At 58.2% G+C, this 23,827-nt stretch carries 23 protein-coding genes and 4 pseudogenes; 10 read left to right on the top strand and 17 right to left on the bottom strand.

Going from position 1 to position 23,827, the window contains the following annotated elements; genetic code table 11:
• Positions 1 to 6 precede the first annotated feature (6 nt).
• The 5 genes and pseudogenes from ACZ1HE_RS18935 to pcaD all read right to left on the bottom strand — a co-directional run bounded on the left by ACZ1HE_RS18935 (position 7) and on the right by pcaD (position 4,625).
• Positions 7 to 372, bottom strand: coding sequence for a hypothetical protein (locus ACZ1HE_RS18935; protein ID WP_472623324.1), 366 nt, complete (start codon positions 370 to 372; stop codon positions 7 to 9).
• Between the two features lie 141 nt (positions 373 to 513).
• Entirely contained in the window at positions 514 to 1,713 is a 1,200-nt protein-coding gene (locus ACZ1HE_RS18930) for a TCR/Tet family MFS transporter (RefSeq protein ID WP_472624551.1), read from the bottom strand.
• A 69-nt stretch (positions 1,714 to 1,782) separates the two neighbouring features.
• Positions 1,783 to 3,120 carry a class-II fumarase/aspartase family protein gene (locus ACZ1HE_RS18925; RefSeq protein WP_472623322.1) on the bottom strand — a complete coding sequence of 446 codons (1,338 nt, stop codon included), beginning with the start codon at positions 3,118 to 3,120 and terminating at the stop codon, positions 1,783 to 1,785.
• Positions 3,120 to 3,833: an alpha/beta fold hydrolase gene (locus ACZ1HE_RS18920; RefSeq protein WP_472623320.1), complete on the bottom strand. Its 714-nt coding sequence runs from the start codon at positions 3,831 to 3,833 to the stop codon at positions 3,120 to 3,122. Before ACZ1HE_RS18920 ends, ACZ1HE_RS18925 begins: the two co-directional genes overlap by 1 nt.
• Positions 3,834 to 3,835: 2 nt before the next feature.
• Positions 3,836 to 4,625 (bottom strand): annotated as a pseudogene (pcaD, locus tag ACZ1HE_RS18915) (3-oxoadipate enol-lactonase).
• 102 nt (positions 4,626 to 4,727) lie between these two features.
• Here pcaD and ACZ1HE_RS18910 point away from each other — a divergent pair.
• A complete protein-coding gene (locus ACZ1HE_RS18910; RefSeq protein ID WP_472623318.1) occupies positions 4,728 to 5,540 on the top strand; it encodes an SDR family NAD(P)-dependent oxidoreductase in 813 nt (270 codons plus the stop codon).
• Between the two features lie 98 nt (positions 5,541 to 5,638).
• Positions 5,639 to 6,871: a dipeptidase gene (locus ACZ1HE_RS18905; RefSeq protein WP_472624549.1), complete on the top strand. Its 1,233-nt coding sequence runs from the start codon at positions 5,639 to 5,641 to the stop codon at positions 6,869 to 6,871.
• 257 nt (positions 6,872 to 7,128) lie between these two features.
• On the opposite strand, the gene ACZ1HE_RS18900 is transcribed toward ACZ1HE_RS18905, so the two are convergent.
• From ACZ1HE_RS18900 to ACZ1HE_RS18885, 4 genes are read right to left on the bottom strand one after another with little or no spacing between them, the layout of a single operon-like run.
• Positions 7,129 to 8,319, bottom strand: a complete 1,191-nt coding sequence (locus ACZ1HE_RS18900; RefSeq protein ID WP_472623316.1) for an endonuclease/exonuclease/phosphatase family protein — start codon at positions 8,317 to 8,319, stop codon at positions 7,129 to 7,131.
• Positions 8,316 to 9,290 carry a threonine ammonia-lyase gene (locus ACZ1HE_RS18895; RefSeq protein ID WP_472623314.1) on the bottom strand — a complete coding sequence of 325 codons (975 nt, stop codon included), beginning with the start codon at positions 9,288 to 9,290 and terminating at the stop codon, positions 8,316 to 8,318. The genes ACZ1HE_RS18900 and ACZ1HE_RS18895 overlap by 4 nt, the downstream gene beginning before the upstream one ends.
• Positions 9,287 to 10,117, bottom strand: a complete 831-nt coding sequence (locus ACZ1HE_RS18890; RefSeq protein WP_472623312.1) for an alpha/beta fold hydrolase — start codon at positions 10,115 to 10,117, stop codon at positions 9,287 to 9,289. The genes ACZ1HE_RS18895 and ACZ1HE_RS18890 overlap by 4 nt, the downstream gene beginning before the upstream one ends.
• Positions 10,117 to 10,803: a haloacid dehalogenase type II gene (locus ACZ1HE_RS18885; protein WP_472623310.1), complete on the bottom strand. Its 687-nt coding sequence runs from the start codon at positions 10,801 to 10,803 to the stop codon at positions 10,117 to 10,119. The genes ACZ1HE_RS18890 and ACZ1HE_RS18885 overlap by 1 nt, the downstream gene beginning before the upstream one ends.
• Before the next feature lie 132 nt (positions 10,804 to 10,935).
• On the opposite strand from ACZ1HE_RS18885, the gene ACZ1HE_RS18880 reads away from it, so the two are divergent.
• Positions 10,936 to 11,364, top strand: coding sequence for an FKBP-type peptidyl-prolyl cis-trans isomerase (locus ACZ1HE_RS18880; RefSeq protein WP_472623308.1), 429 nt, complete (start codon positions 10,936 to 10,938; stop codon positions 11,362 to 11,364).
• A gap of 166 nt (positions 11,365 to 11,530) precedes the next feature.
• On the opposite strand, the gene ACZ1HE_RS18875 is transcribed toward ACZ1HE_RS18880, so the two are convergent.
• From ACZ1HE_RS18875 to fabA, 6 genes and pseudogenes are all read right to left on the bottom strand, one after another.
• A complete protein-coding gene (locus ACZ1HE_RS18875; protein WP_472623306.1) occupies positions 11,531 to 11,857 on the bottom strand; it encodes a hypothetical protein in 327 nt (108 codons plus the stop codon).
• A gap of 202 nt (positions 11,858 to 12,059) precedes the next feature.
• The gene (locus ACZ1HE_RS18870) at positions 12,060 to 12,851 is read right to left on the bottom strand and encodes an enoyl-ACP reductase FabI (protein ID WP_472623304.1); all 792 of its coding nucleotides are present in this window, start codon (positions 12,849 to 12,851) and stop codon (positions 12,060 to 12,062) included.
• A gap of 5 nt (positions 12,852 to 12,856) precedes the next feature.
• Positions 12,857 to 14,087: pseudogene (gene fabB, locus ACZ1HE_RS18865) on the bottom strand (beta-ketoacyl-ACP synthase I).
• Between the two features lie 366 nt (positions 14,088 to 14,453).
• A complete protein-coding gene (locus tag ACZ1HE_RS18860) occupies positions 14,454 to 14,618 on the bottom strand; it encodes a hypothetical protein (RefSeq protein WP_472623302.1) in 165 nt (54 codons plus the stop codon).
• 272 nt (positions 14,619 to 14,890) lie between these two features.
• Positions 14,891 to 15,364, bottom strand: a complete 474-nt coding sequence (locus ACZ1HE_RS18855; RefSeq protein WP_472623300.1) for a phosphoribosyl-AMP cyclohydrolase — start codon at positions 15,362 to 15,364, stop codon at positions 14,891 to 14,893.
• A gap of 74 nt (positions 15,365 to 15,438) precedes the next feature.
• The gene (gene fabA / locus ACZ1HE_RS18850; protein ID WP_108788286.1) at positions 15,439 to 15,948 is read right to left on the bottom strand and encodes a bifunctional 3-hydroxydecanoyl-ACP dehydratase/trans-2-decenoyl-ACP isomerase; all 510 of its coding nucleotides are present in this window, start codon (positions 15,946 to 15,948) and stop codon (positions 15,439 to 15,441) included.
• 188 nt (positions 15,949 to 16,136) lie between these two features.
• On the opposite strand from fabA, the gene irrA reads away from it, so the two are divergent.
• The gene (gene irrA / locus ACZ1HE_RS18845; protein ID WP_472624547.1) at positions 16,137 to 16,553 is read left to right on the top strand and encodes an iron response transcriptional regulator IrrA; all 417 of its coding nucleotides are present in this window, start codon (positions 16,137 to 16,139) and stop codon (positions 16,551 to 16,553) included.
• Here irrA and ACZ1HE_RS18840 read toward each other — a convergent pair whose 3' ends face one another.
• Positions 16,554 to 17,456: a LysR family transcriptional regulator gene (locus ACZ1HE_RS18840; protein ID WP_472623298.1), complete on the bottom strand. Its 903-nt coding sequence runs from the start codon at positions 17,454 to 17,456 to the stop codon at positions 16,554 to 16,556.
• A gap of 91 nt (positions 17,457 to 17,547) precedes the next feature.
• On the opposite strand from ACZ1HE_RS18840, the gene ACZ1HE_RS18835 reads away from it, so the two are divergent.
• A complete protein-coding gene (locus tag ACZ1HE_RS18835) occupies positions 17,548 to 18,339 on the top strand; it encodes a phytanoyl-CoA dioxygenase family protein (protein ID WP_472623296.1) in 792 nt (263 codons plus the stop codon).
• A gap of 310 nt (positions 18,340 to 18,649) precedes the next feature.
• Here the strand turns inward: ACZ1HE_RS18835 and ACZ1HE_RS18830 are convergent, their stop codons facing one another.
• The gene (locus tag ACZ1HE_RS18830; protein ID WP_472623294.1) at positions 18,650 to 19,516 is read right to left on the bottom strand and encodes a hypothetical protein; all 867 of its coding nucleotides are present in this window, start codon (positions 19,514 to 19,516) and stop codon (positions 18,650 to 18,652) included.
• Positions 19,517 to 19,641: 125 nt separating this feature from the next.
• Between ACZ1HE_RS18830 and miaB the strand changes: the two genes are divergently transcribed.
• From miaB to ybeY, 5 genes and pseudogenes are all read left to right on the top strand, one after another.
• On the top strand, positions 19,642 to 20,979 hold the full coding sequence (gene miaB / locus ACZ1HE_RS18825; RefSeq protein ID WP_472623292.1) for a tRNA (N6-isopentenyl adenosine(37)-C2)-methylthiotransferase MiaB: 1,338 nt from the start codon (positions 19,642 to 19,644) through the stop codon (positions 20,977 to 20,979).
• Between the two features lie 293 nt (positions 20,980 to 21,272).
• A pseudogene (locus ACZ1HE_RS18820) lies at positions 21,273 to 21,786 on the top strand (OmpA family protein).
• An 11-nt stretch (positions 21,787 to 21,797) separates the two neighbouring features.
• Positions 21,798 to 22,094 carry a hypothetical protein gene (locus ACZ1HE_RS18815; RefSeq protein WP_472623290.1) on the top strand — a complete coding sequence of 99 codons (297 nt, stop codon included), beginning with the start codon at positions 21,798 to 21,800 and terminating at the stop codon, positions 22,092 to 22,094.
• 140 nt (positions 22,095 to 22,234) lie between these two features.
• Positions 22,235 to 23,251, top strand: a complete 1,017-nt coding sequence (locus tag ACZ1HE_RS18810) for a PhoH family protein (RefSeq protein WP_472623288.1) — start codon at positions 22,235 to 22,237, stop codon at positions 23,249 to 23,251.
• Between the two features lie 35 nt (positions 23,252 to 23,286).
• A pseudogene (ybeY, locus tag ACZ1HE_RS18805) lies at positions 23,287 to 23,783 on the top strand (rRNA maturation RNase YbeY).
• The last annotated feature ends 44 nt before the right edge of the window (positions 23,784 to 23,827 follow it).

The raw sequence follows: 23,827 nt of genomic DNA, 5'->3' as shown, positions 1-23,827 counted from the left end.
GAGGCGTTACTCCATCAGGTTGCCAAAGGCGGTCAGTTCCCGATCGATCTCTGCGATCACGGGTTGGGTCGAGAAAAAATACAGATCCGGCGCGTCGATGTCGTCCATGAAGACTTCGATGTTGATCTGTACCTTTGCCCCGTCGAAATCGCCATCGATTTGCCAGCGCTGTTTGCCATCGACGGGGATGCCGGTCAGTGCCTCAGCAATGGTCGCGGGTAGCTCGGTCGGAAGGCCAAAGCGCGGGTTGTTCAGCAGGCCGATCAGAAATGGCTCGACGCTGTCCGTGTCGAAATTCATCGAGGTTTCGGACGTGATCGGCGGCGCCTTGGCGGCCTGCGGTTTGAACAGATTGGTCAGGAAACTCAGCATTGGGTCCGCTCCAGAGAGGCTTTGAATTCGCGGCAGGCCGCGGCTCGGGTGGCTGGCATGTCGTCCTCTCCCTTGCTTGGGTCAACCGTGGCGTGCGGGCATCGGTCCTGCAAGCCGGAAACCGGCATTGCGGTGTCGGGATTACGTCACTGTGATGCGTGTGCGCAGGAACACGATCAATCCCAATAACAAAAGCACCATCGCCACCAGGAAGGGCGCACCGGGCAAATACATGCTTGTTCCTTCGCGGGTGTAATGGGCAAAGACGCCAGCCATCATCAACGGCGACACGATCATCGACAGCGCGTGAACGGCGGTCATGACACCCTGCAGTTCGCCTTGTTGATCATCGCCTACCGACTTCGACATGATCCCCTGCAACGCGGGTGAGACGACGGCACCCAATGCTGAAATAGGGGTCAGGAACAGAGCCAAGGTTCCGCTGGTGATGAAGGCCAGGAAACCAAAGCTGACAAGATCCAAAAGCTTGCCCGCAACAACCGTGCGCCGCTCGCCCAGGTATTTGAGCGCGACCCGGATCAACCCGCCCTGGACGATGGCCATCATGATGCCAAAAATCCCTAGCGACAGGCCGATCATCTGCGGGCCCCAATCGAACCGGGCTTGCGTGTAATAGGACCAGATCGCCGGATAGACGTAGATGGCAACGGAATAGAGGAAATAGACTAGCAACAGCCGGGCGATGCCGGGGATCTCGGCCATTGCCTTGAATGCGCCAAAGGGGTTGGCCCGGCGCCAATTGAATGCACGGCGTGTTTTGTCTGTGACCGTTTCGTTCATCACAAACCAGCCCAGGACAAAGTTCATACCGGCCAGAATGGCGGCGGCATAGAATGGCGCGCGGGTGCCAAGTTCACCCAACAGGCCACCGATCAGGGGGCCAAGGACAAATCCCATGCCAAAAGCCGCGCCCAACAGGCCAAAGTTGGCAGCCTTTTTGTGCGGCTCGGATATGTCGGCGATATAGGCGCCAGCGGTGGCATGTGTCGCGGCGGTGATCCCGCCCACGACACGCCCAATCAGCAAGAGCCAAATGGTCCCGGCCACAGCCATCACCAGATAATCCAACGCCATAACAAACAACGAGACCAGCAAGACGGGACGTCGCCCGACGCTGTCTGACAGGTTGCCGATCACAGGGCTGAACAGGAACTGCATCACGGCAAAAACCGTGCTCAAAACCCCGCCCCACAGGGCCGCTTCGGCCAGTGTGCCCCCCTGAACCTCGACGATCAGATCAGGCATTATGGGCATGATCAGGCCGATGCCCATGGCGTCGATCATGACTGTGAGCAGGATGAACAGGACAGGCAGACGCAAAAGATCGCTCCGGGTGGTCGTGACTTCAGCGCAACCTATGTCCGCCACGGTACAAGTAAAAGGGCAGCTTCAAGTTTTCGCTGCGGCACGTGCTCGAATGGCAAAGGTTCGGGCCGCCGTTGGGGCCTGCCCCATTTGGTGCGCGGGATCGAACAACTTGTTGGTGTCCAGTTGCGGCCAATCGCGGGCGACCAGTGTGCGCAGAGGGACGTCTGCCGTGATGGCTTCTTTGCACAAGGCCTTGGTCGCGGCCTGTGCGTCCGGGCGCGAAAGATGTTCGGTCAGAGTAAAACTCAGGGCTTCGGCGTGGATCAGATCTAGTGAGCCGTCGAGGGCGACGCGCATCTGCGTAGTGTTGGGGGCAAGCCCCTTGCAGAGCGCTACGCCTGCCTGTGCGGCCGAAGCTGCACCCAGAATGATTTGCGGCAGGCACATCCATTCGGTGAACCAGGCCGCTCCGTCACGCTGGTGGCGGTGCATCGCCGCGCCTTGTAGCACAGGTATCAACCCGCTGGTTTGTCGTGACAACGCCACCAGAACAGACGGCACCACAGGGTTCTGCTTTTGTGGCATTGTCGAGGACGAGCCACCGCCGCCCAGGGTGATTTCGGAAATGCCGCTTTGCACCAACTCGGTGACATCCTCACCCAGTTTACCAAAAGTAAGGCACACACGACTGCACCATTCGGCAATCCGAAGAACTGGCGTGCGGTCGGTGTGCCAGCTACGCCCGGGGTCGGTCAGGTTCAGCAGTTGTGCCAACTTTTCTCGTGTCTCGACGGCTTGGGCCCCAAGCGCCGAGGATGTTCCGGCCGCACCCGACAAAGACACCAGCAAACAAGAGCGACGCAATTCGGGCAGTTCCCCTAATAGGCCCAACAGGGGTTCCCCCCAAGACGCGACGACAGCCCCGAAAGACGTAGGCGTTGCGTGCTGGCCATAGGTGCGCGCGGCCATGGGCGTTTCGGCATGTTCATCTGCGATTTGCGCCAGCCGGTCCAACAGCGCACACAGATCTTTCTCGATCAGACCCAGAGCCTGCCGCAAGCGCAACATCAGCCCGGTGTCGATAATATCCTGCGAGGTCGCCCCCCAATGCACGTATTGCGCATGTTCAGGGGCCTGCATTTCGTTGCGAAACTCGGCGACGAGTGCCGGAACGCTGACGCCGTTCTGACCCGTGGCTTGCGCCAACGCGCCGGGGTCGATCAGGATTTCCATCGTTGCCCGATTGATGGCAGCGGCACTTTCGTCGGGGATGATCCCCTGTTCACCCTGTGCCTTGGCCAGCATCCCCTCGACCAGCAACATTGCACGCAATTCGGCGGTGTCGGTGAACAGCCGCCCCACTTCGCCAGTGGGAAACAGCCGGGAATAGAGCGCGCTATCAAAGACAGAGGCCGCCATCAGAAATGCCTTTCGATCCGGGTCAGAAGCGCCGCCAACCCAACCGGGTCAGAGAAGAACGGCGAATGCGAGGTCTCCATAACGTGGACACGGTCCACTGGCCAGTCGCGGGTCATCTCGGATTGGTACTCGGGCGGGATGGTCCGGTCGTTCGCGCAGCGGATGTAGGATTTTGGAACACTGTCGAACGCCACACCTGTTGGCAGCGGCGTATCTTGCGGTGCGATGGGTTGCGGGCGCAAATGCTGCATGGCGTAAGCCACCGCCTCGGGCGGGCAGTCGTGATAGAACAGGTCAGGGATACGCTCAGGTTCGACGGTATAAGACAATCCGTTCTCGGATTTTATCACTGCATCGGCAAGCGTTTGACGCGGGCTGCGTTTGCGCCTGTCTACCATCGACAGGCTATCGGTTGGGAAGTATGCGCAGAGATAGATCAACCCGCGCATCTTGTCCGGGGCCGCCTCGGCCGCCGCGCTAATGGGATAGCCGCCCCAAGAGTGTCCTACTAGCAACGTTTCGGGTGTTGAGGCAGCAAGCACGGCATCGCGGCAGTCGTCCAGGGTGATCCCGGTCAAAGGGGTTTGATCCGCACCCATGCCAGGCAGATCAATGGCGCGGACAGCGTGGCCTTGTGACGTTAGCGCCGGTATCAGGTCACGCCAGCACCAGGCCCCGTGGCACGAGCCGTGGACCAACAGGAAATCAGCCATGCTCAGAGATGCCCGGTGTCGCGGATGAACTGTGTCAGGACGCGGGCGTATTCCTCGGGCTGTTCGACACAAGGAAGATGGCTAGGCTTTGCGGATCAGGTGAAACTGCGAGCCGGGGATCAGGTCGATCGTTTCCCGCATCAGGTCAGGCGGCGTCGAGCCATCTTCGGACCCGGCGATACCCAATGTGGGCAGGCGCAGGCCGCTGGTGGGCGTGTAGAAATCGGTGCCCGAGATGGCGGCGGAACAACCCCAGTACCCTTCGGCCGGGGTGCGCACCAGCATGTTGCGCCACAGTTCCAGTTCGGTCGTTTCACGGAAGGCTTTGGAAAACCACCGCTCCATCACACCATCGGCCAGGGCCTCGATCCCGTCCTTTTTGACGGCAGCGATACGCTCGTCCCAGATCGCGGGCGTGCCGATCTTGGCGCCGGTGTTGGACAGCACCATCGCGCGCATCAGATCCAGCCGTTTCACCGCCAACCCCTGAGCAGTCATGCCACCGATTGAGAGACCTACAAAGAGGCTGTCCTTGATTTCCAGCATGTCCATCAGTCGTTCGACATCGCGCACCAGCGCACCCATCGTGTAGGGGCCATCGGGTGTGGACGACAATCCATGGCCGCGTTTGTCATAGCGAATGAGCTTTAGCCCCTTGGGAAGCAGGGGCAGGATCGGATCCCACAGCCTCATGTCTGTGCCGAGCGAGTTGGAAAACACCACCGGCGCGCCGTCCGGGTCGCCATCAATTCGATAGTGTAGCCGAACATCACCCAAATCTGCGATCTGCATCTGTCTTCTCCTCTGCCTGATTTCTGCCTAGCTTAGGCAGTGCGCCTCTGCAAACCAATGGGGTGATTTTCCGTGGAGCAGCAAAAGCATGAGGGACACACCATGACATCACTTGCAGGGCAGGTTGCACTGATCACCGGGGCCTCGGCTCCGCGCGGAATTGGCCGGGCAATTGCAGTGCGTCTGGCGCGGGACGGTGCGCGCGTTGTCGTCACCGATACAGTCGGCTCGATCGAGTTCGAGGGCCGGAGCCATCAGCGCACCGACTTGTTGGACCAGTTGGCGGTGCAGGTTGGCGGGCTGGCGTTGACGTTGGATGTCACCAAACCCGATCAGATCGCGGGGTGCATTGAAACAGTTCACAACGCGTTTGGACCTGTTGATATTCTGGTCAACAACGCAGGCTCGCTGGCGGGGTCGGACAATTTCCTAAACACCACGCCCGCGCAGTGGCAGGCCAGCTTTGCGGTCAACCTGCTGGGGCCCATGCAGCTGGCGCAGGCCGTGATCCCCGCGATGCAGGCCAAGGGGGGCGGGCGCATCATCAACATCGGCTCGACCGGGTCTTTGGGGGCCGAACCGGGGTTCGGTGCCTATACGGCGATGAAGCACGGGCTGGTGGGGTTGAGCAAAACGCTTGCAGCCGAGTTTGGCCCCGATGGTATCCTGTGCAATACAGTCTGCCCGGGGTACATCGCCACGGATATGCACTTGGCCGCCAACGCGCGTTTGGCGCAAGAACAGAGCGTGCCGTTGGATGAGATGAAGCGTCGTCGCTACGGCGATGTGGCACTGCGCGAGGCTGGTACCCCCGAAGATGTGGCCGAGGCGGTTGCCTATCTTGCCGGGCCTGCTGGGCGCTATGTTACGGGCATCAACCTGCCTGTGACCGGGGGCGTGCCATATGGCATCTGAAGGGTGTTTCTGGTTGGCGCAGCAAACAATGGCATGACATATGAATGTTTGCGGATATTGTTGTGTGACGCGACAGGGGAGAAATCAACGTGAAGCGAATGATCGTACTCGGGGCCGTTCTGCTGGGTCTTGCCACCGCAGGGCAAGCCAGCGAGGAAAGCAAAACGTGGGAGGCATCCGACAAGGCAAAGCAATTTGTGCAGGACACCATTGTTCTGGGCATGCTGGCCAGCCCCTATGGGACTGGCTGGACCGAGTATTCGCAACTGCATGACTATTTCCAACGGGCGCGGGATAATGGGATCACCGGGCATGAAATGACACTGACAGCAGCTGGTATGACGTTTGAGGACCTGCTGGAACAGCACTATCATTTTAGCGCTGCGATGGCCGAGAAACCTCAGAGCTTTGTGATCGTGAACCAGACCCGAGATATTGAAGCCGCCCATGCCCAGGGCAAGACGGCCGTAATCTGGAACAGCCAGACGGCGACCATCTTGAGTGGCGACCTCAAGAAAATGGCGCTGTTCAAGGACATGGGCATTAAGTCGATGATCCTCGCCTATAACGATACGTTTCGAACTGGTGCGGGGGGATTGGCGGCCCAAAAGGGGAAAGATCACGGTCTGACGCCTTGGGGAAAATCAGTAATCGACGAGATGGTGCGATTTGGCATTCTGTTGGACCTCAGCCATACGGGCGTGAATACGGCCAATGATGCCATGGACTATATGGACGAAAACTATCCTGGGGTTCCTTACATCTACAGCCATTCGCTGCCGATTGGCCTTTACAAGGATGAACCGGAGGCCTCGCCGCAGGGGTGCTATAGGAATGTCACGGACGAAGAGGTCTTAAGGGCTGCCAATTCTGGGGGATATGTATCACCCACGTTTACAGAATGGATGATGGATGGCATCTGGCCCGAGGACATCTCGCCGAAACAGGCGGCGGATATGATCGACTATTACGTAAAACTGGTGGGGGTTGATCATGTAGGCATCGCCTCGGACGACATGTTCTCGACCGAGCTTGTGGTGGACTTCGCCAAGGCGAATCCCGACGTTTACGACGACGGAGGCTACATGATTGAAGCCTTCAATCGTGGAGCAACTGGCAACGGTGAAATGGCTAAAATCCTGGCGGCGGTGACAGATGATCTTTGGGCGCGAGGGTATTCTAACGAGGATCTAGCCAAGATTTACGGCGGCAACAAGATGCGTGTCTATGCGCAGGTATGGGAAGGCAAACCATCCGAACAGTTTCTGCAGGAATACCCCGAGCGCCTGCGTCTTCGGCAAGAGTTCCGTAATCAATTCCACTCGCGATAAGGTTGCCAGCTGTTGCACAAGAAAGAGGGGGCTCCCGCCCGTCGTTCGTGCATCAAAGATACCCTTCTCCCTTTGGGCTGGGCCTCGCTGTGCTCGGCGGTTGGCGCGTTGCTGCAGATGGGTGATAAAGACGAGAAATGGATTGACTGGACGCAGCCACGCCCAGCCAAAGGCGAGGCGCTCGGCCCAAAGCCGTTAGCGGTGCTCGCAAAGCCAGGACTGTTGGGGTGCGGGAGTGCACCTCTTTCTTTGTTTCGTTATGTGAGCCGGATATGTGCCATAATTTGACCGTGGTCCGAGGCGAGCTTGTTGTAGGGCGCTTCGGGGTGTGAGCCGTCCGTCAGGTGGTCGTTGAAGACGCTGTAATATTCCATCTCGCCCATGGATTTATCCCAAGCGCTGTCGAAATGACGTGACATGTAGATCTGGTCGATGCTCTCATAGACGCCACCAAAGGCCGCCGTATAGACCATATCGCGCAGGGATTTGCGCACGAACATCTTTTCTGCCGACCGCAGGCGCACCCGATCGACGGCTTCGGTGATCTGCTCATTCTCTTCGCGTGAATAACGATCATTGGGGGCCTTGGCGTCATGTCGCAGCATCCACGAGTAATTCTTGAACGGATGCTCGCCCGAGATGATCTCGGAACTCACTGCATGTTCACCATCGTTGAAATCGCCCAGAACCATCACCGGGTGGCCCTTGTCCAGTTCGGCCACGATCTCGCGCCGTAACACCCAGGCCTCGGCCATGCGACGCAAAGCCGAGCGCAGCGCACCCATGGCGCGGCCGACTGGATCATACACGGTCAAAACGGCCTCAGGGGCAAACTCGGCGCCTTCGGGACGAATGAATTCACCCAGCTTGGATTTCAGGTGGCAGTTGAATACTGTGATGACCTTGCCCCCAACCGGCACACGAACCTTCAGGATCGGACGTGAGATGCGGGTCAATGTGTATTGACCAGCCCCTTCGTCACCGCCCAAAGCAGACATGGGGATGCGCAGAGGCTCGGGCAGTTCTTGGATGATCTTGGGTTTCTCGGCAAAGCCAAACCGGGATAGCACCGCCAACCCGGGGCGTCGCTCGCCCGGGCCGCCATCTGATGCGTTGGCGGCGAAGGCCAGAGCAGCATCCTTGTAGCCACCAAAGGCCAGTTTCCGAAAGATTGCCTTCTTGTGATAGCGTTTCGAGGCATCCGGCAGGTTGGCCTCGTTGGCCTGCGCGCCACGCCGATTGGTCTCAGCAATCACATCGCGCAACGCCTCTTCTTCGAAGATCTCTTGAAAACCAACGATGTCGGCGTCCATGGTCAGCAGCTGATCCGCCATCCAATCCTGTTTCCAGGCGTACTCTTCGGGGGTGTACTTCTGAAACGTGTAGTACTCCTTGTCCGCGCCGATCAGGTTTTTGACGTTGAAGGAGGCGATGGTGAATCGGGTCATGCGAAACGCTCCAGGGCCGTTCTGAAGATATCGGCGTCCACGTTGCCGCCCGAGGCGACGGCGATCACCGCCTCACCTTCGATCTGATCCTTGCGGAACAGCGCTGCGGCCAGAGCCACGGCCCCGCCCGGCTCCAGCACGATCTTAAGACGTGAAAACGCTAACGCCATGGCGTGCAGCGCCTCGTCTTCGGTGACAGTCAGGCCCGGGCCACAGCGTTCAAACATGATCGGAAAGGTGATCTCGCCCGGTGACGGGGTCAGAATTGCATCGCAAATGTTACCTGAGGTCGCTGGGTTCTGTTCGATCTGGCCCGAGGCAAGCGAGCGTTTCACGTCATCGAACCCCTGCGGCTCGCACGGCCGGGGGCGTAGATCTGGCGCGTGTTCTTCCAGCGCCAGCGCAATGCCCGAGGTCAACCCGCCACCGCCACAGCAGACCAGAACGTCGCCCTGGGTGACGTCGTGCTCGGCGGCTTGTTCCGCGATCTCCAACCCTGTCGTGCCTTGGCCCGCAATCACTTGCGGTTCGTCATAGGGCTTGATCAGCGTCAGCCCGCGTTCCTGCCGCAGCCGCTCGCCAATCTGTTCGCGACTTTCGCTGCCGCGATCATAAAGGACCACCTCGGCCCCAAGCGCGCGGGTGTTGTCGATTTTCATTTTGGGTGCATCAGACGGCATGATGATCACCGATGGCGCGCCATGCTTGGTGGCGGCCATGGCTATGCCCTGGGCATGGTTGCCGGATGAAAACGCCAGAATGCCGCGCTTGCGGGTATCCTCATCCAGTGCAGATACCGCCGACCAAGCGCCCCGAAATTTGAAGCTGCCGGTGTGTTGCAGGCACTCAGGTTTCACGAACAGCCGCCGCCCGGCAAGCTCATCCAGAAACGGAGAGTTCAGCAGTGGTGTGCGCCGCGCATGCCCCTTCAGGCGTTCGGCGGCGGCGTGGATCATGTCAATCGAGCTCATAAGGCGCGCTCCAGAATACTGCGGATGAGGGAAAGGGATTGAGGCTCGTCCAAAAACGGCACATGGCCCCGATTGGGGATGACCGCCGTCAACATCTCGGGGTGCCGGGTTTGCATCTCGGCCAAGGTGCCTGGTTCCAGAATATCTGAGTTTTCGCCACGGATGACGCCGGTGGGTAGCCCCTTGAGGGCCTCGAACAGCGGCCAGAGGTTCGGCACAGGGCCAGCCGCGGCTTGCTCGATCAACGCATCGCGCAGTTTCGCGTCATAGCGCAGGGCCAATCCGTCCGGTGTCTCGTCATATTGGGTCTCGACCTGTTGTTGCCAGACCTCGACCGGGACATCAGGAAATTGCGGTGCAAGCGCGGCGTGCATCGCCTTGGCCGCCTCACCATAGGTTTTGGATACGGGCGCTTTGCCCACATATTCCATGATCCGCGAGATGCCTTCGGGGCTGACCACCGGGCCTACATCATTCAGGATCACACCTGCCAAACGCTGCGGCTGCGTCGCGGCAAGGGCCATGGCGATCAACCCGCCGCGTGAGGTGCCCAGAATGGTGACGCAGTCCAGGCCGAGATGATCCAACAGCTCGATGGCATCCTGACCTTCGCGCATCACGTTGTAGTTCATGTAGTCGGGGTCATACTCTGATTGCCCGCGCCCGCGATAATCCATTGTGATCATGCGTAGATCTCTGACATGCGGGGCGAGATGGGAAAAATCCCGCTCGCAGCGGGTCAACCCGGCCAGACACAACAGCGGCTGGCCGTTGCCGGTATCGGTGAAGTGAATGCGTTTGCCGTCCGAGGTGGTGAAATCGGCCATCAAACCCCTGCCAGTTGTGGAATGCTCGTCAGGTCGGAGAGTACATGCGCGGGCTGCCATGGCAAGCGGTCCATCGGCTCGCCTGCACGGTTGACCCAAGCGGTGGTGAAACCATAGCCGCTGGCTCCGGCTGCGTCCCAGCCGTTTGAGCTTACGAACAGAACCTCGTCGCGAGCGCAACCGAACCGCTGGCCTACAAGGTCATAGACACGGCTGTCTGGTTTGAAGATGCCGACGCTTTCCACCGACAGCACATCATCCAGAACATCACCTACGCCTGCCGATTGAACTGCACCATCCAGCATCGCAGGCGAGCCGTTCGACAGGATCGCGGTTTGCAGCCCTGCACCCTTGAGGGCGCGCAGCATTTGAGGGACTTCCGAGTAGGCCTGCAGCTCCCAATAGAGATCAAGCAAACGTTGGCGCAGGGCCGCGTCGCCATCTAACCCGCTGGCCTCCAAAGCCCAGTCCAGTCCATCCTGTGTCACATCCCAGAAATCGGTATGCGCATCGGTGATGGCGCGCAGCCAGGTGTATTGCAGCTGTTTCAGACGCCAGTGATTAGCGACTTCCATCCACTTGTCCTTGAGCGCGGCATGCGCGGGCTCGGCGGCGGCCTGTCGCGCGGCGGCTGCCACATCGAACAGGGTGCCATAAGCGTCGAATACGCAGGTTGTGATTGCCATGTTGTCTTCTCCCTCAACTCCGGGGCGCAGGGTTGCACAGGCGGGGCAGAGGGGAAAGGCCCTGACCTTTACATTGGCGTGAGGCTCCGTCAGGGTGCGCCATCTTTTAACTCCCATGCGATCGGAGACCCAATGACCAAGGTCAAATCAGGCGACACAGTGCGCATCCACTACACCGGAACCCTGCTGGACGGCAGCACCTTTGACAGTTCTGAAGGGCGTGATCCGTTGGAGTTCGTGGTGGGCTCGGGGCAGATCATCCCCGGTTTGGACAAAGCGCTGCCTGACATGGAAGTGGGCGAGAAGAAAAAAGTAAACATCGATTGCAAAGAGGCTTATGGCCCAATCAATCCCGCCGCCCGCCAGTCGATCCCGCGTGAAGGCATCCCTGACGATATCCCGCTTGAGATAGGCACCCAGTTGCAAATGCAGACACCGGACGGTCAGGCGTTGCCGGTAACTGTGGTCGAAGTGGACGAGGTCACCGTGACACTGGACGCCAACCACCCGCTGGCGGGTCAGGACCTGGTGTTTGACTTCGAGGTTGTTTCAATCAACTGAAGTACGGAGTGTAGACGGGGTGTTCCCGCCGGGGAGTACAGGCATCTAGATGCCCTTCTCCCTTTGGGCCGAGCGCCGCGCGTTGCGCGGCGCTGTGGCGTTCGAGGATGGCTTTGAGGCATGAATACCTCGTCAGGCGGTCCAGCGTAGAGCTGAGATATCTGGTCTACTCAAAAACGCGAAACCCACCTTTGCGTACAGGTATCCTGTTGCGCGGCATGGATGACACAGCCAGGCCTGAGGTTTCTGATTCTTCCGTGAACAACGATGCTGCATCTTGCATTGTGATCTTTGTGGTTCCGTACCACGCGGTGCCTGTGGGGGCTTTCTCCGAAGACGGGCTGACGAAACCTGGAGATGTCGCTTGACGTGCTTCAACCTGAACCTTGATGCGCGCCTCTGAGCTATTCTCGCGGCTCGAGATCGCCGCCTGCGAACCGCCGGAAAAGGCGTTTTGGACTTTCGGTGATGATGCGAGAACGACCATCATCATTAGGCCAGAGAACACAATAAGTGTCATCCTCATCAGACGCAATGGTTTTGACCTACGTCTGGATGCTCCGTCATGCAAAGCTGGCCTATCAAGGTTAACGGTCATTTGCGAACAATGACCATTAACCATGACCTTCCAAGGGCAGAGTTGTGACGATTTCGGAGCAAGACCTATTGGTCCTGCACGGTACTCATCCTCAGACTTACATGGATTCGGGCTGCGGCATGCCCAAAACGTGGAACCCGCCGTCAACGCGAATGATTTCACCCGTGGTGAAGGCGCCCGCATCCGAGGATAGATAAACGGCCGTGCCGCCAACCGCTTCAAGCGTCGCGTTCGAGCGCATGGGCGCATTGTTGTCTGCAAACTTGAACGTCTTCCGCGCACCGCCGATAGCCGCACCGGCCAGCGTTTTCATCGGACCAGGCGAGATTGCATTCACGCGGATGCCTTCGGGACCCAGATCGTTGGCCAGGTAACGGGTCGCCGATTCCAGCGCCGCCTTGGCTACGCCCATGACGTTGTAGTTTGGCACAACCCGGTTCGACCCGGCATAGGTCAGGGTCAATAGGGTACCGCCATTGTCTTTCATCAGCGGATGTGCGCGGCGGGCCACCTCGATGAAGGAATAGGCCGAGATATCCATCGAGTTCTTGAAATTCGCCCGGCTTGTATCGAGGAACCGACCTGTCAGTTCGGTCTTGTCCGAATAGGCGATGGCATGCACAAGAAAATCAATAGTTGGCCAGCGCTCACCCAGCTGTGCGAACGCGGTGTCCAACGACGCGTCATCCGTGACATCCACGTCCACCATGAAATCAGACCCGACGCTTTGCGCTAGCGGTTCCAGGCGCTTGCCAAAAGCCTCACCCTGATAGGTGAATGCCAGCTCGGCCCCGGCCTCGGCCATGGCTTTAGCGATGCCCCATGCGATCGAACGATCATTGGCGACACCCATGATCAACCCGCGTTTGCCCTGCAATACTCCGGTCATTTGTTTTATCCTTTGTATTTGCTCAGGATCATCGAGCCATTGGTGCCACCAAAGCCAAAGCTATTGGTCATCACGGAATCAAGCCCTGCATTCTCGACCAACTCGGTTGCCACTTCGCCGGGGTTGATCCCTTCGGCCAAGGTTTCGACGTTGATCGAAGGGGTGATGAAATCATTGTCTAGCATCAGCAGGCAAAAGATCGCCTCAAGCGCGCCGCATGGCACCCTGTGCGTGACCGGTCATCGACTTGGTCGAACTGATGGGGGGCACGTTGCCTTCACCAAAGACGCGGCGCACGGCCTGAACTTCGCCGACGTCGCCCACTGGGGTCGAGGTGCCATGCGCGTTGATATAGCTGACCTTGCGATCTTCGGGCAGGGTGGAAACGGCCAGACGCATGGCGCGTTCGCCGCCTTCGCCCGAGGGGGCCACCATGTCGTGGCCGTCCGACGTGGCAGCATAGCCTGTCACTTCGGCATAAATCTTGGCGCCACGCGCCAGGGCGTGATCAAGATCTTCGAGCACGACAATGCCGCCGCCGCCCGAGATTACGAACCCATCGCGGTTCTCATCAAACGCGCGTGAGGCTTTGTCGGGTGTGTCGTTGTATTTCGAGCTCATTGCGCCCATGGCGTCGAACAGGCACGACAGGGTCCAGTCCAGCTCTTCGCCGCCGCCCGCAAACATCACGTCTTGCTTGCCGAGCATGATCTGCTCCGCCGCATTGCCGATACAGTGCAGCGAGGTCGAACAGGCCGAAGTGATCGAATAGTTGATCCCCTTGATCTTGAACGCCGTCGCCAGGTTGGCGGAAATGGTCGAGCTCATGCATTTGGGCACCGCAAAGGGGCCAATACGCTTGGTCGCGCCGGTTTTGGCAACCACCTGATGGGCTGCCAGCATGGCGCTGGTCGATGGTCCACCTGATCCGGCAACCAGACCAGTGCGCACGTTCACAACGTCGTCCTCGGTCAGTCCCGCGTCGGCGATGGCCTGGCTCATGGCGATATGGGCATAGGCCGCACCGGGGCCCATGAAGCGCAGCGTGCGTTTGTCCACGTGCTCCTTGATGTCAAGCTTCAGCGTTCCGGCGATCTGGCTGCGAAAGCCGTGTTCGACCATCTCGTCGCTGGCGACGATTCCGGATTTGCCTGCCTTAAGCGAGGCTACAACCTCTTGGGCATTGTTGCCGATCGACGAGACAATGCCCAGACCGGTGACGACGACACGACGCATACGTGCACTCCCTTGTTAGCTTATGTCTTAGTATGCATTGCCGGGCAGGGGTGCAAGGTGGGTTGCGGTATTGCCTCGGTGCCGTCGTTTATCGCGGCTCTCAAATCTATGGCCCATGGTTCCAGTCTGAAACTCGAAACAAGATCGGTCAGTTGTGTGGACCGCCAAAAGATGCGTGATGAGCATCTGAATAGACATCGTAGACATCGGGAAAGTCGAATTGAACTGGATTGCTCAAATAATATTTCCGGAACCGCTCGACGTCATCGTTTTCAACCAGGTAGGCACACAGCCGCTTTCGGAACTTTTGAGACTTGGCTTTCGATGGCAAACGCGAGAGCCAATGCGTGTTCGGTCGACCTACGTTCATCCCCGGAACCAGCGATTGTCCTGATGGGAGGGGTTCTTCGACAAGACATCCAGAAACTGATCGAGCTCTTCGGGCATTGCGAACCAAAGATCAACTTCGTCAAAATGGACGTTCAGTGTGCACCATTGTTTTCGCTGTTCCAGAAAGGGATGCGTGATCATCTTTGGCCGCTTTGGCTGGCCGCTCTCGCTGGTTTGTGTGAGCCACCCGATCCAGCGCGCACCCACCCATCTGCTGATGGGTGTTTCATGAAAACTGTCGTGGAAAATTATCCGTGACGACTTCACGATGCACTATCTTTCTTTCTGTTCGGATGGGTGTTGTCTTGCCTTCAGTTTGGATATGAATTGCATCTTACAAAAGGAAAAAAGGGCCCGAAGGCCCTTTCACGAATCTGTCTGTTGCCGTTTGATCGGCTTTAGATTGCCTGGGATTACGGCTGATACGGCAAAGACGAATGGTGCAGCACAATGCGCAGCTTTCCGGTTTCGTCCTTCTTGTAGCCGAACGATTTGTCCACCTGTGTCACGTTGCCATCCTTGTCTGTCAGCATGACCCAGCCCATCCACATCGCGACGTCGCCGTCGATGTATTCGGCCGATGTCACGCTATCCATGGCACGCCAGCCCTGGATCGCAAAGCCGTTGTCCTTCGGATATTCCTCGGAGTGGCCGCAAAAATAAGCCAAAGCGCCCTCTTTTGTAGGCCGAAAGGTCTGTGGGCCGCTGGCCATGGTCGGTTTGAACAAAACCGGTCCCATGTTGTAGCCATAAATCGCATCCAGATGGGCATCTGCGACCTGACGCGCCGCGTCAATTCCATCCTCTTCAAAGGCTTTTGAGATGGCAATCTTACCCTGACCCCATGCTGTGCGGGCTTCAGATAGATCTTTATGAGTGATCGACACGACGTGGTCCTCTCTGTTGCAGGTGCAAAAAGAGGCCCGTGAGCCTCTCTTTCGGTTTCGGTTCTAGCGCGGCCTCAGCTTTCGGAAAGGGCCACTTTCATATCTTTGACCTGATAGATCACTTCGCCGTCTGCCTCGACGATGCCATCGGCAACACCCATTGTCAGGCGGCGGGTCTGGATCGCTTTGGTGAAGTCGATCTTGTAGGTCAGCATCTTACGGTCCGGGCGGACCATGCCGGTCAGTTTGACTTCACCCACTCCCAGAGCATAACCGCGCCCCTGCCAGCCGCGCCAGCCCAGATTGAAACCGGTCAGTTGCCACAGGCCGTCCAAACCAAGACAGCCGGGCATGATCGGGTTGCCGGGAAAGTGACAGTCAAAGAACCACAGGTCCGGATTGATGTCGAATTCCGCCAACACGTGACCTTTGCCATGCGCGCCGCCATCGCCCGAAATCTCGGTGATCCGGTCCATCATCAGCATCGGCGGGGCCGGAAGCTGTGCATTGCCGGGGCCAAAAAGCTCGCCACGGGCGCATTTCAGCAGGTCATCTTTGTCAAAACTGCTCGGGAATTGGGACATGCTGCCGCTTCTCCTGCCTGGGGTGTCAAATTTCGCTTTCGACCCTCTAACATCGCGCCTAGCTATCCCGCAAGAGCCGGACGGGCGGATTGCGACGTTGGGTCCGCGCAGTTGCGAATGAATTTCATTTGAATTTACCCGGGGGACCGCCCTATATATACAGTCAGCCATTAGCGAGTCTTGACGTGATGACACCAGATAGCAATCAGATTGCCACCGATTGGTTGGTCGACGCGGGTTTGCGTCCGACCCGTCAGCGCGTAACGCTGGCCGAACTTCTGGTGGGCGATGGCCGTCACCGCCATGTCACTGCGGAAAGCCTTTTCGAGGCCTCGAAGACCAAAGGGGCTTCGGTGTCTTTGGCCACGGTTTACAATACCCTGCGCGCCTTTTGTGATGCAGGCGTATTGCAGGAAATCACCGTTGATGGGTCAAAAAGCTACTTTGACACCAACACCCACGACCATCCCCATTTCTATTGGGAGGACGAGGCCCGCCTGTCGGATGCCCCGTCCGATCAGCTGGTCATCCAGCGCCTGCCCGAGGCGCCTGAGGGTGTCGAAATTGCGTCGGTTGATGTGGTGATCCGCCTGCGCAAGGTGTGATCAGGGCGGCGGTCCTTTCAAAGCTTCTGTCAGAATTTCCATAGCGTTATCGATCACTGGATCGCTGGGGCCGATCCCGTGCCGCGTCAGGATTACGGGCTCGCGAGCATCTTGGTCTTGGATCGGAACCATCACCAAAGGCTGACCGTCATAACTGTGGCTGGCGTAGGGCGCGGCATAGCTGATGCCGACCCCTTCGCCATGGGCGGCAAGACTGCGCATGATCTCAAGTGATTGTGTGCGATGAGCCACCACCGGCGACAGCCCATGGCGGCGGAATAACCCCAGTATATGTTGAGCCGACAGCCCCTCATCCGACAGGATCAGCGGGTACGCCGACAGATCCTTGAGCGACATGTTCCGGTGCTCTATCAATTCGTGATCCGACGACAGCACTGCCATGGGTCCTTGATGAAACAGCGTGGTGCGGGTGAAACCTGCGTCCAATCCCAGGTCATAGGTCACGGCGATGTCGATGGTCCCGTTCAGCAATGCACCAATCAGCGGTTCAAACGCCGCGGCGCGATAACTGACTGTCACTTGCGGATAGGCCTGCCGCAAAGTCTGCAAGGCGGGCGCGAGCAGAAACGGAGCAAGGTCTGAAAAACACCCAAGCGTCAGTCGGGTTGTGGCAGGTTGCGTGTCCCACCCGGTTTCCAGGCTGGCGGCGCGGGCCAAGAGCGCCTCGGCCCGGTCCACAAACCGACGCCCCTGCGGTGTGACGGCCAGCGCGGCGCCCCGTTTGCGGATGAACAGCGGATACCCCAGCTGTGCATCAATCCGGTCGAGCGCGTTGGACAATGCAGGCTGCGACACGTTCAGTCGCGCAGCGGCCGCCGACAAGCTCCCTTCGGCTGCGATGGCACAGGCATATTCATAGTGGCGGAGTGTCAGGTATAACATGAAGTTAAATATGTCATTTCCAGATATGATTTGAAATGTTGTTTTTGCCGGGGCAGAACTCTCTCAACAGCATGGATGGAGGACCTTTGTGATGCGCCCGATTGTGACACCCGAGATGATCGAAACCTATCAGCGCGACGGCGTTGTCCTTGTTCCCGGCCTTTTTGCTGATCATGTCGACGCCCTGCGCGACGGGATCGAGGTCAATATGGCCGAGCCGGGACCCTATGCCTCGGACAACAAAAAAGAGGGTCAGACCGGTCTGTTCTTTGATGACTATTGCAACTGGACCCGCATTCCCCAGTTCCGCGATGTCATTCAGGCATCGCCAGCAGCACAAGTGGCTGCTGCCTTGATGAAATCGGACACAGTGCAAATGTTCCACGATCATGTTCTGGTAAAAGAGCCGGGTACGTCTATGGCGACGCCCTGGCATCAGGACGGACCGTACTACTTTGTCGAGGGGCAGCAGACCGTCAGCTTTTGGTCACCGCTTGATCCGGTGAAAGAGGCGACGTTGCGCTGCGTCGCGGGCTCGCACCTGTGGGAAAAAGAAGTTTTGCCAACCCGCTGGGTGTCAGAAGAGGGGTTCTTTGCCGACGAGGGTCAGTACATGCCGATCCCCGACCCGGATGCCGAGGGCATGAAGGTCGCCGAGTTCGAAATGCAGCCAGGTGACGCGGTGGCGTTCAACTACAAAATCCTGCACGGCGCGCGGGGCAATACATCTGACAGCCGCCGCCGTGCGTTTTCATTGCGGCTGGTGGGCGACGATGCGCGCTATGTCGAGCGTCCGGGCCGCACCTCGCCGCCGTTTCCGGGGCACGATATGCAGCCCGGTCAGCGCCTGCGCGAAGATTGGTTCCCGATGCTGATCGGGTAGGGCGCTCTGCCCCTGCCGATGCGCGGCTCTCCCGGGAAATTTTGAGCAAGTGGAAGAGTGGGCTTGGCCAGACCCGTTGGCCGCCGAGTCCAGCAATTGGCGCGCGTGATCGTCTTCGAGGCGTTCAAATGGTCTGTGTCATGGCAAACGTGGCAAAGGGGTCGGTTTGATTACAGAGTCGCGTTGATTGCTTTCGTTATGCCATAATGGCAAGCCTGCAAAACTGCGGAAATCGCCCCTGGCCTGTAGCCGAAAGGGCGCTGCCAAGAAGTGTTGGATCGAAGGGCGCCAGTGATAGGCAGCGCCAGCTTTAGAACCATTGCCCCGGTTCCATCAGCCCCAGATCAAGCAATTGGCGCGAGTGCCATTCAAAGGGGGTGGAGTTGTGCCAGCGAAAGCTGTCGATCTCAAATGTCGAGCCAGGGTTGCGCTTGAGCGCCTTGGCAGTACGAAACGAACAGATTGCTGCCGTCAGGTTGTGGTGCCAGGGGCAGGCATAGGTGTTGTATTCCTGATCCTCGAACGTGTGGTTTGGCAACAGTTTGAGCCCGGGCGCCGATTTGAATAGGGCGATCCGGTCGATCTTGCGGCTCTCCTTTGGGATATGCTCCTCGTAACGCCAGCGGACACCGCCAAAGAAATCCAATTGCCGTTCGCGCGGATGGCCGGTTTCCGGATCCTTGCGTGATTGTGCATAATACCCGGACTTGTCGAGGTTGGCCCGGTCAAGCGATACCCCGTCGGGGTAGGCGTGCAGATCGTCTGCATAGAGATCAATGACATAGGCTAGCATCGAATCGCGACGTTCTTCGCCATGAAACGCCAGCATCTCGCCTATGCTGCGAGTTTCACAGAAGGGGTAGAACAGGTATTCGGCGTTGAAACAGTAATACATCCAAATACCGGGCGCAGCTTCGATGATCTTGTTAATCGCCTCGACCACGGCCAGGCGTGGGCCACAATCGAATGGGACACGATGCACGCGGGCTTCGACGTCCTTGGGCAAGGGAAAGGCGTCAGGCATGAAGGCCACTACAGATTTGAAGCCGCATTGCAGATGATGGCGCATCGTCGTGGCCAACTCGACGTCGTCCTCGACAAAGATCAGCGCAACAGGACCCTTGGACAGTGTTTCCTTACCTGCCCTCAAGAGATGACTGAGTGAGTTGTATTCCATCGGGGCGCCCCTGATTTGCCGTGCTGGCATCAAACACCAAAATCGGTTAATTGCACGTGCATTGCAAGCGGTGCTCGAAGGGTATAAAGCCCGCCGCTGATCCCGCGAACGCAAAGGCGACTGACATGCCCGAGTCCAAAACGTCTCAGCCCAAGAAGCTGTATATCAAAACCTATGGCTGCCAGATGAACGTTTACGACAGTGAGCGAATGGCAGAGGCATTGGGCGGCAAGGGCTATGTCGAGGCCAAATCGCCCGATGACGCGGACATGATCCTGCTGAACACTTGCCACATCCGGGAAAAAGCCGCTGAAAAGGTTTATTCTGAACTGGGGCGGTTCAAGGGTCTGAAGGCCGAGAAGCCGGACCTCAAGATTGGTGTGGCAGGATGTGTCGCTCAGGCTGAGGGGCAGGAAATCATGCGGCGCCAGCCGCTGGTCGATCTGGTCGTGGGGCCACAAAGCTATCACCGCCTGCCTGAAATGGAGGCCAAGACCCAGCTGGGCGAAAAGGCGCTCGATACGGATTTCCCCGAAGAAGACAAGTTCGAAAAGCTGAAGAGCCGCCCCAAGGCGAAGCGTGGTCCGACTGCGTTTCTGACGGTTCAAGAAGGCTGCGACAAATTCTGTGCTTTCTGCGTGGTGCCTTACACACGAGGAGCCGAGGTCAGCCGCCCGGCTGATCGCATCATCCGAGAGGCCAATGAGTTGGTGGAACGCGGCGTGCGCGAAATCACGCTGCTCGGACAGAATGTCAACGCCTATCACGGTGCTGGCCCCAACGGCGACATGACACTGGCGCAACTGATCTGGGAGTTGGACAAGGTCGATGGACTGGAGCGTATCCGCTTCACCACCAGTCACCCCAACGACATGATGGATGATCTGATTGAGGCGCACGGCACTTGCTCGAAACTGATGCCCTACCTGCACCTGCCGGTGCAGGCCGGATCGGACAAGATCCTGAAACGGATGAACCGCAGCCACACCGCCGAAAGCTATCTAAAGTTGATCGAGCGCATCCGCGCGGCGCGACCCGATATCGTCATGTCAGGCGATTTCATCGTCGGTTTCCCTGAAGAGACCGAAGAAGATTTTCAGGCCACGCTCGATTTGGTCGAGCAAGTCAAATACGGCTACGCCTATTCGTTCAAATACTCGACCCGACCGGGCACTCCGGCGGCGGAACGGCCCCAGGTCGACCCGGTTGAGGCCGACAACCGCCTTCAACGTCTGCAGGCAATGATCACCCGCCATCAGCGTGAGATTCAGGACGGTATGGTTGGACGCGAGGTCAGCGTTCTGTTTGAGAAGGAAGGCCGGTTCGACGATCAAATGGTCGGCAAATCCGAATACCTTCACGCGGTGCATGTGACCGGGTCTGGGGCGTCGATTGGCGACATCGCGCGCGTCAGAATCGTGTCTTCGGGTCCGAATTCTCTGGCTGGGCAGGTGATTAAGTGATCAGGCTGGGGTTGAGTCGCAGCGACTCAATCAATTTCGTTTGAACGCCGGTATTGCCAAAATGGCGACAATTTGGTGAATTTCTGGTGAGTGTTCAGGCTTCTGCCACAATATATGGTGGATTTTGCTTCACAGTTATCTCTTATTTTCCTAACCTTAGGTCAGTTGGGGTAAGGGTGCAGGCCAAATGCATTTTGGCGGCGCCAATTTCTGGGGAACTACGGTGAGGGATATCTGCGGTGTTTAGTTTTAAAATCAAAGGCGTTGTAGCGGCGCTGACAGCCATTGTCGCGATTGCCGGGGCCGTAGCCACCCCCGCAGCCGCGCAGAACCAGCGCACAGTGATTGGTGAGCGGTACGTTCCCACGATCTGGGTCGATCCAGATGGATGTGAGCATTGGGTTATGGATGACGGGGCCGAAGGGTACATGACACCACATGTTACCCGGCAGGGTATTCCGGTCTGCCGACGCGGCAACCTTTGTGGAACGCTGCCTTCGGATCAGTTTTTTGCGACTGACAGTTTCCGCATCAGTTCAGCTCGGCCAAGCGCGGCTGCGCGAGTTCTTTCAGACAACGAAAGCAAACGGGTACATCATAACCGGCCACACCGACAGTCGGGCTTCGGATGCCTACAACCTGCGCCTTTCGTTGAATCGTGCAAATTCTGTAGCTCGGGTCGGTCGTAGCACGGGCGCACGCATCGTGGATGTGCGCGGTTATGGCGAGCGTGACCCTCGGGTGCCGAATTCCAACGCATCCAATATGGCAACGAACCGCCGTGTCGAAATCGTCTGCGTGAACTGAGGAGAGCCATCATGAAACTGATCAAAGGCATTGTGCTTTTTGCAGCTCTGGGTGGCTTGGCCGCTTGTACTGCGGCAATCGACAAGACAGTGGACCGGGGGATCGACGCCAAAGACCTGTCGAACCTCAAGGCGGGTATCTGGGTCGACCCACAAGGGTGTGACCACTGGATCATTGACGATGGTCTCGAGGGGTATTTGTCGCAGCGTTTGGATCGTAACGGCAAACCTGTGTGTTCCGGCGCGGCACCTCCGGGTGTAGCAACTGGACCTTTCAAGGAAGGGTCGACTGTTCCGGACTCAATTTGAGCAGAGCAAACAAAAACGACAGGGCCGTCCGATTGGGCGGCCTTTTTTGTTTCAGATGGATGAAAAGTTGCTTCTCCGACTTGCGTGCGAGCCGTGATCGTGGCTACGCTTGGGACAGACTGCCAAAATAGGAGAGCAGATTGGCCATCGGTGCCCTGACCCCACCGCAAACCGAAAGCGCCCCGCGCGAGGCGCAGATCGAATTTTCAGACAATCGACTATTGATCGACCTGTGCGGCGAATACGACCGCAACCTGGCCATCATCGAAAAGGCGCTCGACGTGCAGATCGCGCGACGTGGCAATCAGCTGGTGATCATGGGCGGCGAGGATGCGCAGAAGCGCGGATTAGAGGTGCTACAGGCGCTCTATGATCGTCTACAGGCAGGTCGCACAGTGGAACCCGGCGACATTGATCGTGAGCTCCGAATGGGCAGCGCGACTGAAGAAACCAGCACGCGCGATGGCGATCAGCTGGAGATGTTCAAGGGCGGCAAAGTCGAGATCAAGACCCGCAAAAAGCTGGTTGAGCCGCGCACTGACGCGCAAAGGGCTTATGTTCAGTCGTTGTTCGAAAACGAGCTGGCCTTTGGCATTGGGCCTGCGGGGACCGGCAAGACCTATCTGGCGGTGGCCGTGGGCGTGTCTATGTTCATCGGCGGCCATGTCGATCGCATCATTCTTAGTCGACCAGCCGTCGAGGCAGGCGAAAAGCTGGGCTATCTACCCGGTGACATGAAGGACAAGGTCGATCCATACATGCAGCCGCTGTATGACGCACTGAACGACTTCTTGCCGGGCAAACAACTAGCCAAGCTGATCGAGGAGAAGCGGATCGAAATCGCGCCTTTGGCCTTTATGCGGGGCCGCACACTGGCCAATGCTTTTGTTGTGCTCGACGAGGCGCAGAACGCCACCACCATGCAGATGAAGATGTTTCTGACCCGACTGGGCGAGGGCTCGCGCATGGTCATCACCGGCGACCGCAGCCAGGTTGATCTGCCGCGCGGCGTGCAATCGGGCCTGCAGGACGCCGAACGCCTGCTCAATTCGATTCCCAAGATCAGCTTCAACTACTTCACCTCCAAAGACGTCGTGCGCCATCCGCTTGTGGCTGCCATCATTGAAGCTTATGAGGCTGATTCTGGCCGCAGCTGACCTGAGGTCGAGTTGGGCAAAGGGCAAAGGCTGCTATGCTGGATATCGCGATAGAAGACGATCGCTGGCGGGATGCCGGTCTGGAGGCGTTGGCGGAACGCGCCACTGCAACGACGCTTAGGCATCAAGGGTTGGAACCTGACGACTGCGAAATTTCTTTGCTGGCGTGTGGCGACGAACGCATATCTGTACTGAACGCCGAGTTTCGCGACAAGCCGTCGCCGACCAACGTGCTGAGCTGGCCCGCACAGGAGCTAGCCCCGGACGAAGAGGGGCTGATCCTGCGCAGCCAGAACCCGATTTCACGGGCGAACTGGCGCTCGGTGACATTGCAATCTCATTCGATACTTGCGCACGAGAGGCGGAAACAGCAGGCAAGCCAATGGCAGAGCACGTCACCCATTTGATCGTGCACGGCGTTTTGCACTTGTTGGGCTATGATCATATTCGTGACGCGGATGCCACTGTGATGGAGGCTTTGGAAGTCGACATACTTGGCAAAATGGGCATCGATAACCCATATATAGAGTAAGTGGGCCTTTGGGCCTTGGTTTTGGAACAGGAAAAATGGGCGAT

This window comes from Falsiruegeria sp. JB4-1 (genome assembly GCF_055693495.1).
Note: the sequence above shows the minus strand (reverse complement) of the source record. Positions and strands in the feature narration are given on the sequence as shown.

Coding starts and splice junctions, on each gene's coding strand:
- ACZ1HE_RS18935 (WP_472623324.1), bottom strand. CDS start 372: ATGCTGAGTTTCCTGACCAATCTGTTCAAACCGCAGGCCGCCAAGGCG.
- ACZ1HE_RS18925 (WP_472623322.1), bottom strand. CDS start 3,120: ATGGCGGCCTCTGTCTTTGATAGCGCGCTCTATTCCCGGCTGTTTCCC.
- ACZ1HE_RS18920 (WP_472623320.1), bottom strand. CDS start 3,833: ATGGCTGATTTCCTGTTGGTCCACGGCTCGTGCCACGGGGCCTGGTGC.
- ACZ1HE_RS18910 (WP_472623318.1), top strand. CDS start 4,728: ATGACATCACTTGCAGGGCAGGTTGCACTGATCACCGGGGCCTCGGCT.
- ACZ1HE_RS18905 (WP_472624549.1), top strand. CDS start 5,639: ATGATCGTACTCGGGGCCGTTCTGCTGGGTCTTGCCACCGCAGGGCAA.
- ACZ1HE_RS18900 (WP_472623316.1), bottom strand. CDS start 8,319: ATGACCCGATTCACCATCGCCTCCTTCAACGTCAAAAACCTGATCGGC.
- ACZ1HE_RS18895 (WP_472623314.1), bottom strand. CDS start 9,290: ATGAGCTCGATTGACATGATCCACGCCGCCGCCGAACGCCTGAAGGGG.
- ACZ1HE_RS18890 (WP_472623312.1), bottom strand. CDS start 10,117: ATGGCCGATTTCACCACCTCGGACGGCAAACGCATTCACTTCACCGAT.
- ACZ1HE_RS18885 (WP_472623310.1), bottom strand. CDS start 10,803: ATGGCAATCACAACCTGCGTATTCGACGCTTATGGCACCCTGTTCGAT.
- ACZ1HE_RS18880 (WP_472623308.1), top strand. CDS start 10,936: ATGACCAAGGTCAAATCAGGCGACACAGTGCGCATCCACTACACCGGA.
- ACZ1HE_RS18875 (WP_472623306.1), bottom strand. CDS start 11,857: ATGATGATGGTCGTTCTCGCATCATCACCGAAAGTCCAAAACGCCTTT.
- ACZ1HE_RS18870 (WP_472623304.1), bottom strand. CDS start 12,851: ATGACCGGAGTATTGCAGGGCAAACGCGGGTTGATCATGGGTGTCGCC.
- ACZ1HE_RS18860 (WP_472623302.1), bottom strand. CDS start 14,618: ATGATCACGCATCCCTTTCTGGAACAGCGAAAACAATGGTGCACACTG.
- fabA (WP_108788286.1), bottom strand. CDS start 15,948: ATGTCCCAATTCCCGAGCAGTTTTGACAAAGATGACCTGCTGAAATGC.
- irrA (WP_472624547.1), top strand. CDS start 16,137: ATGACACCAGATAGCAATCAGATTGCCACCGATTGGTTGGTCGACGCG.
- ACZ1HE_RS18840 (WP_472623298.1), bottom strand. CDS start 17,456: ATGTTATACCTGACACTCCGCCACTATGAATATGCCTGTGCCATCGCA.
- ACZ1HE_RS18835 (WP_472623296.1), top strand. CDS start 17,548: ATGCGCCCGATTGTGACACCCGAGATGATCGAAACCTATCAGCGCGAC.
- ACZ1HE_RS18830 (WP_472623294.1), bottom strand. CDS start 19,516: ATGGAATACAACTCACTCAGTCATCTCTTGAGGGCAGGTAAGGAAACA.
- miaB (WP_472623292.1), top strand. CDS start 19,642: ATGCCCGAGTCCAAAACGTCTCAGCCCAAGAAGCTGTATATCAAAACC.
- ACZ1HE_RS18815 (WP_472623290.1), top strand. CDS start 21,798: ATGAAACTGATCAAAGGCATTGTGCTTTTTGCAGCTCTGGGTGGCTTG.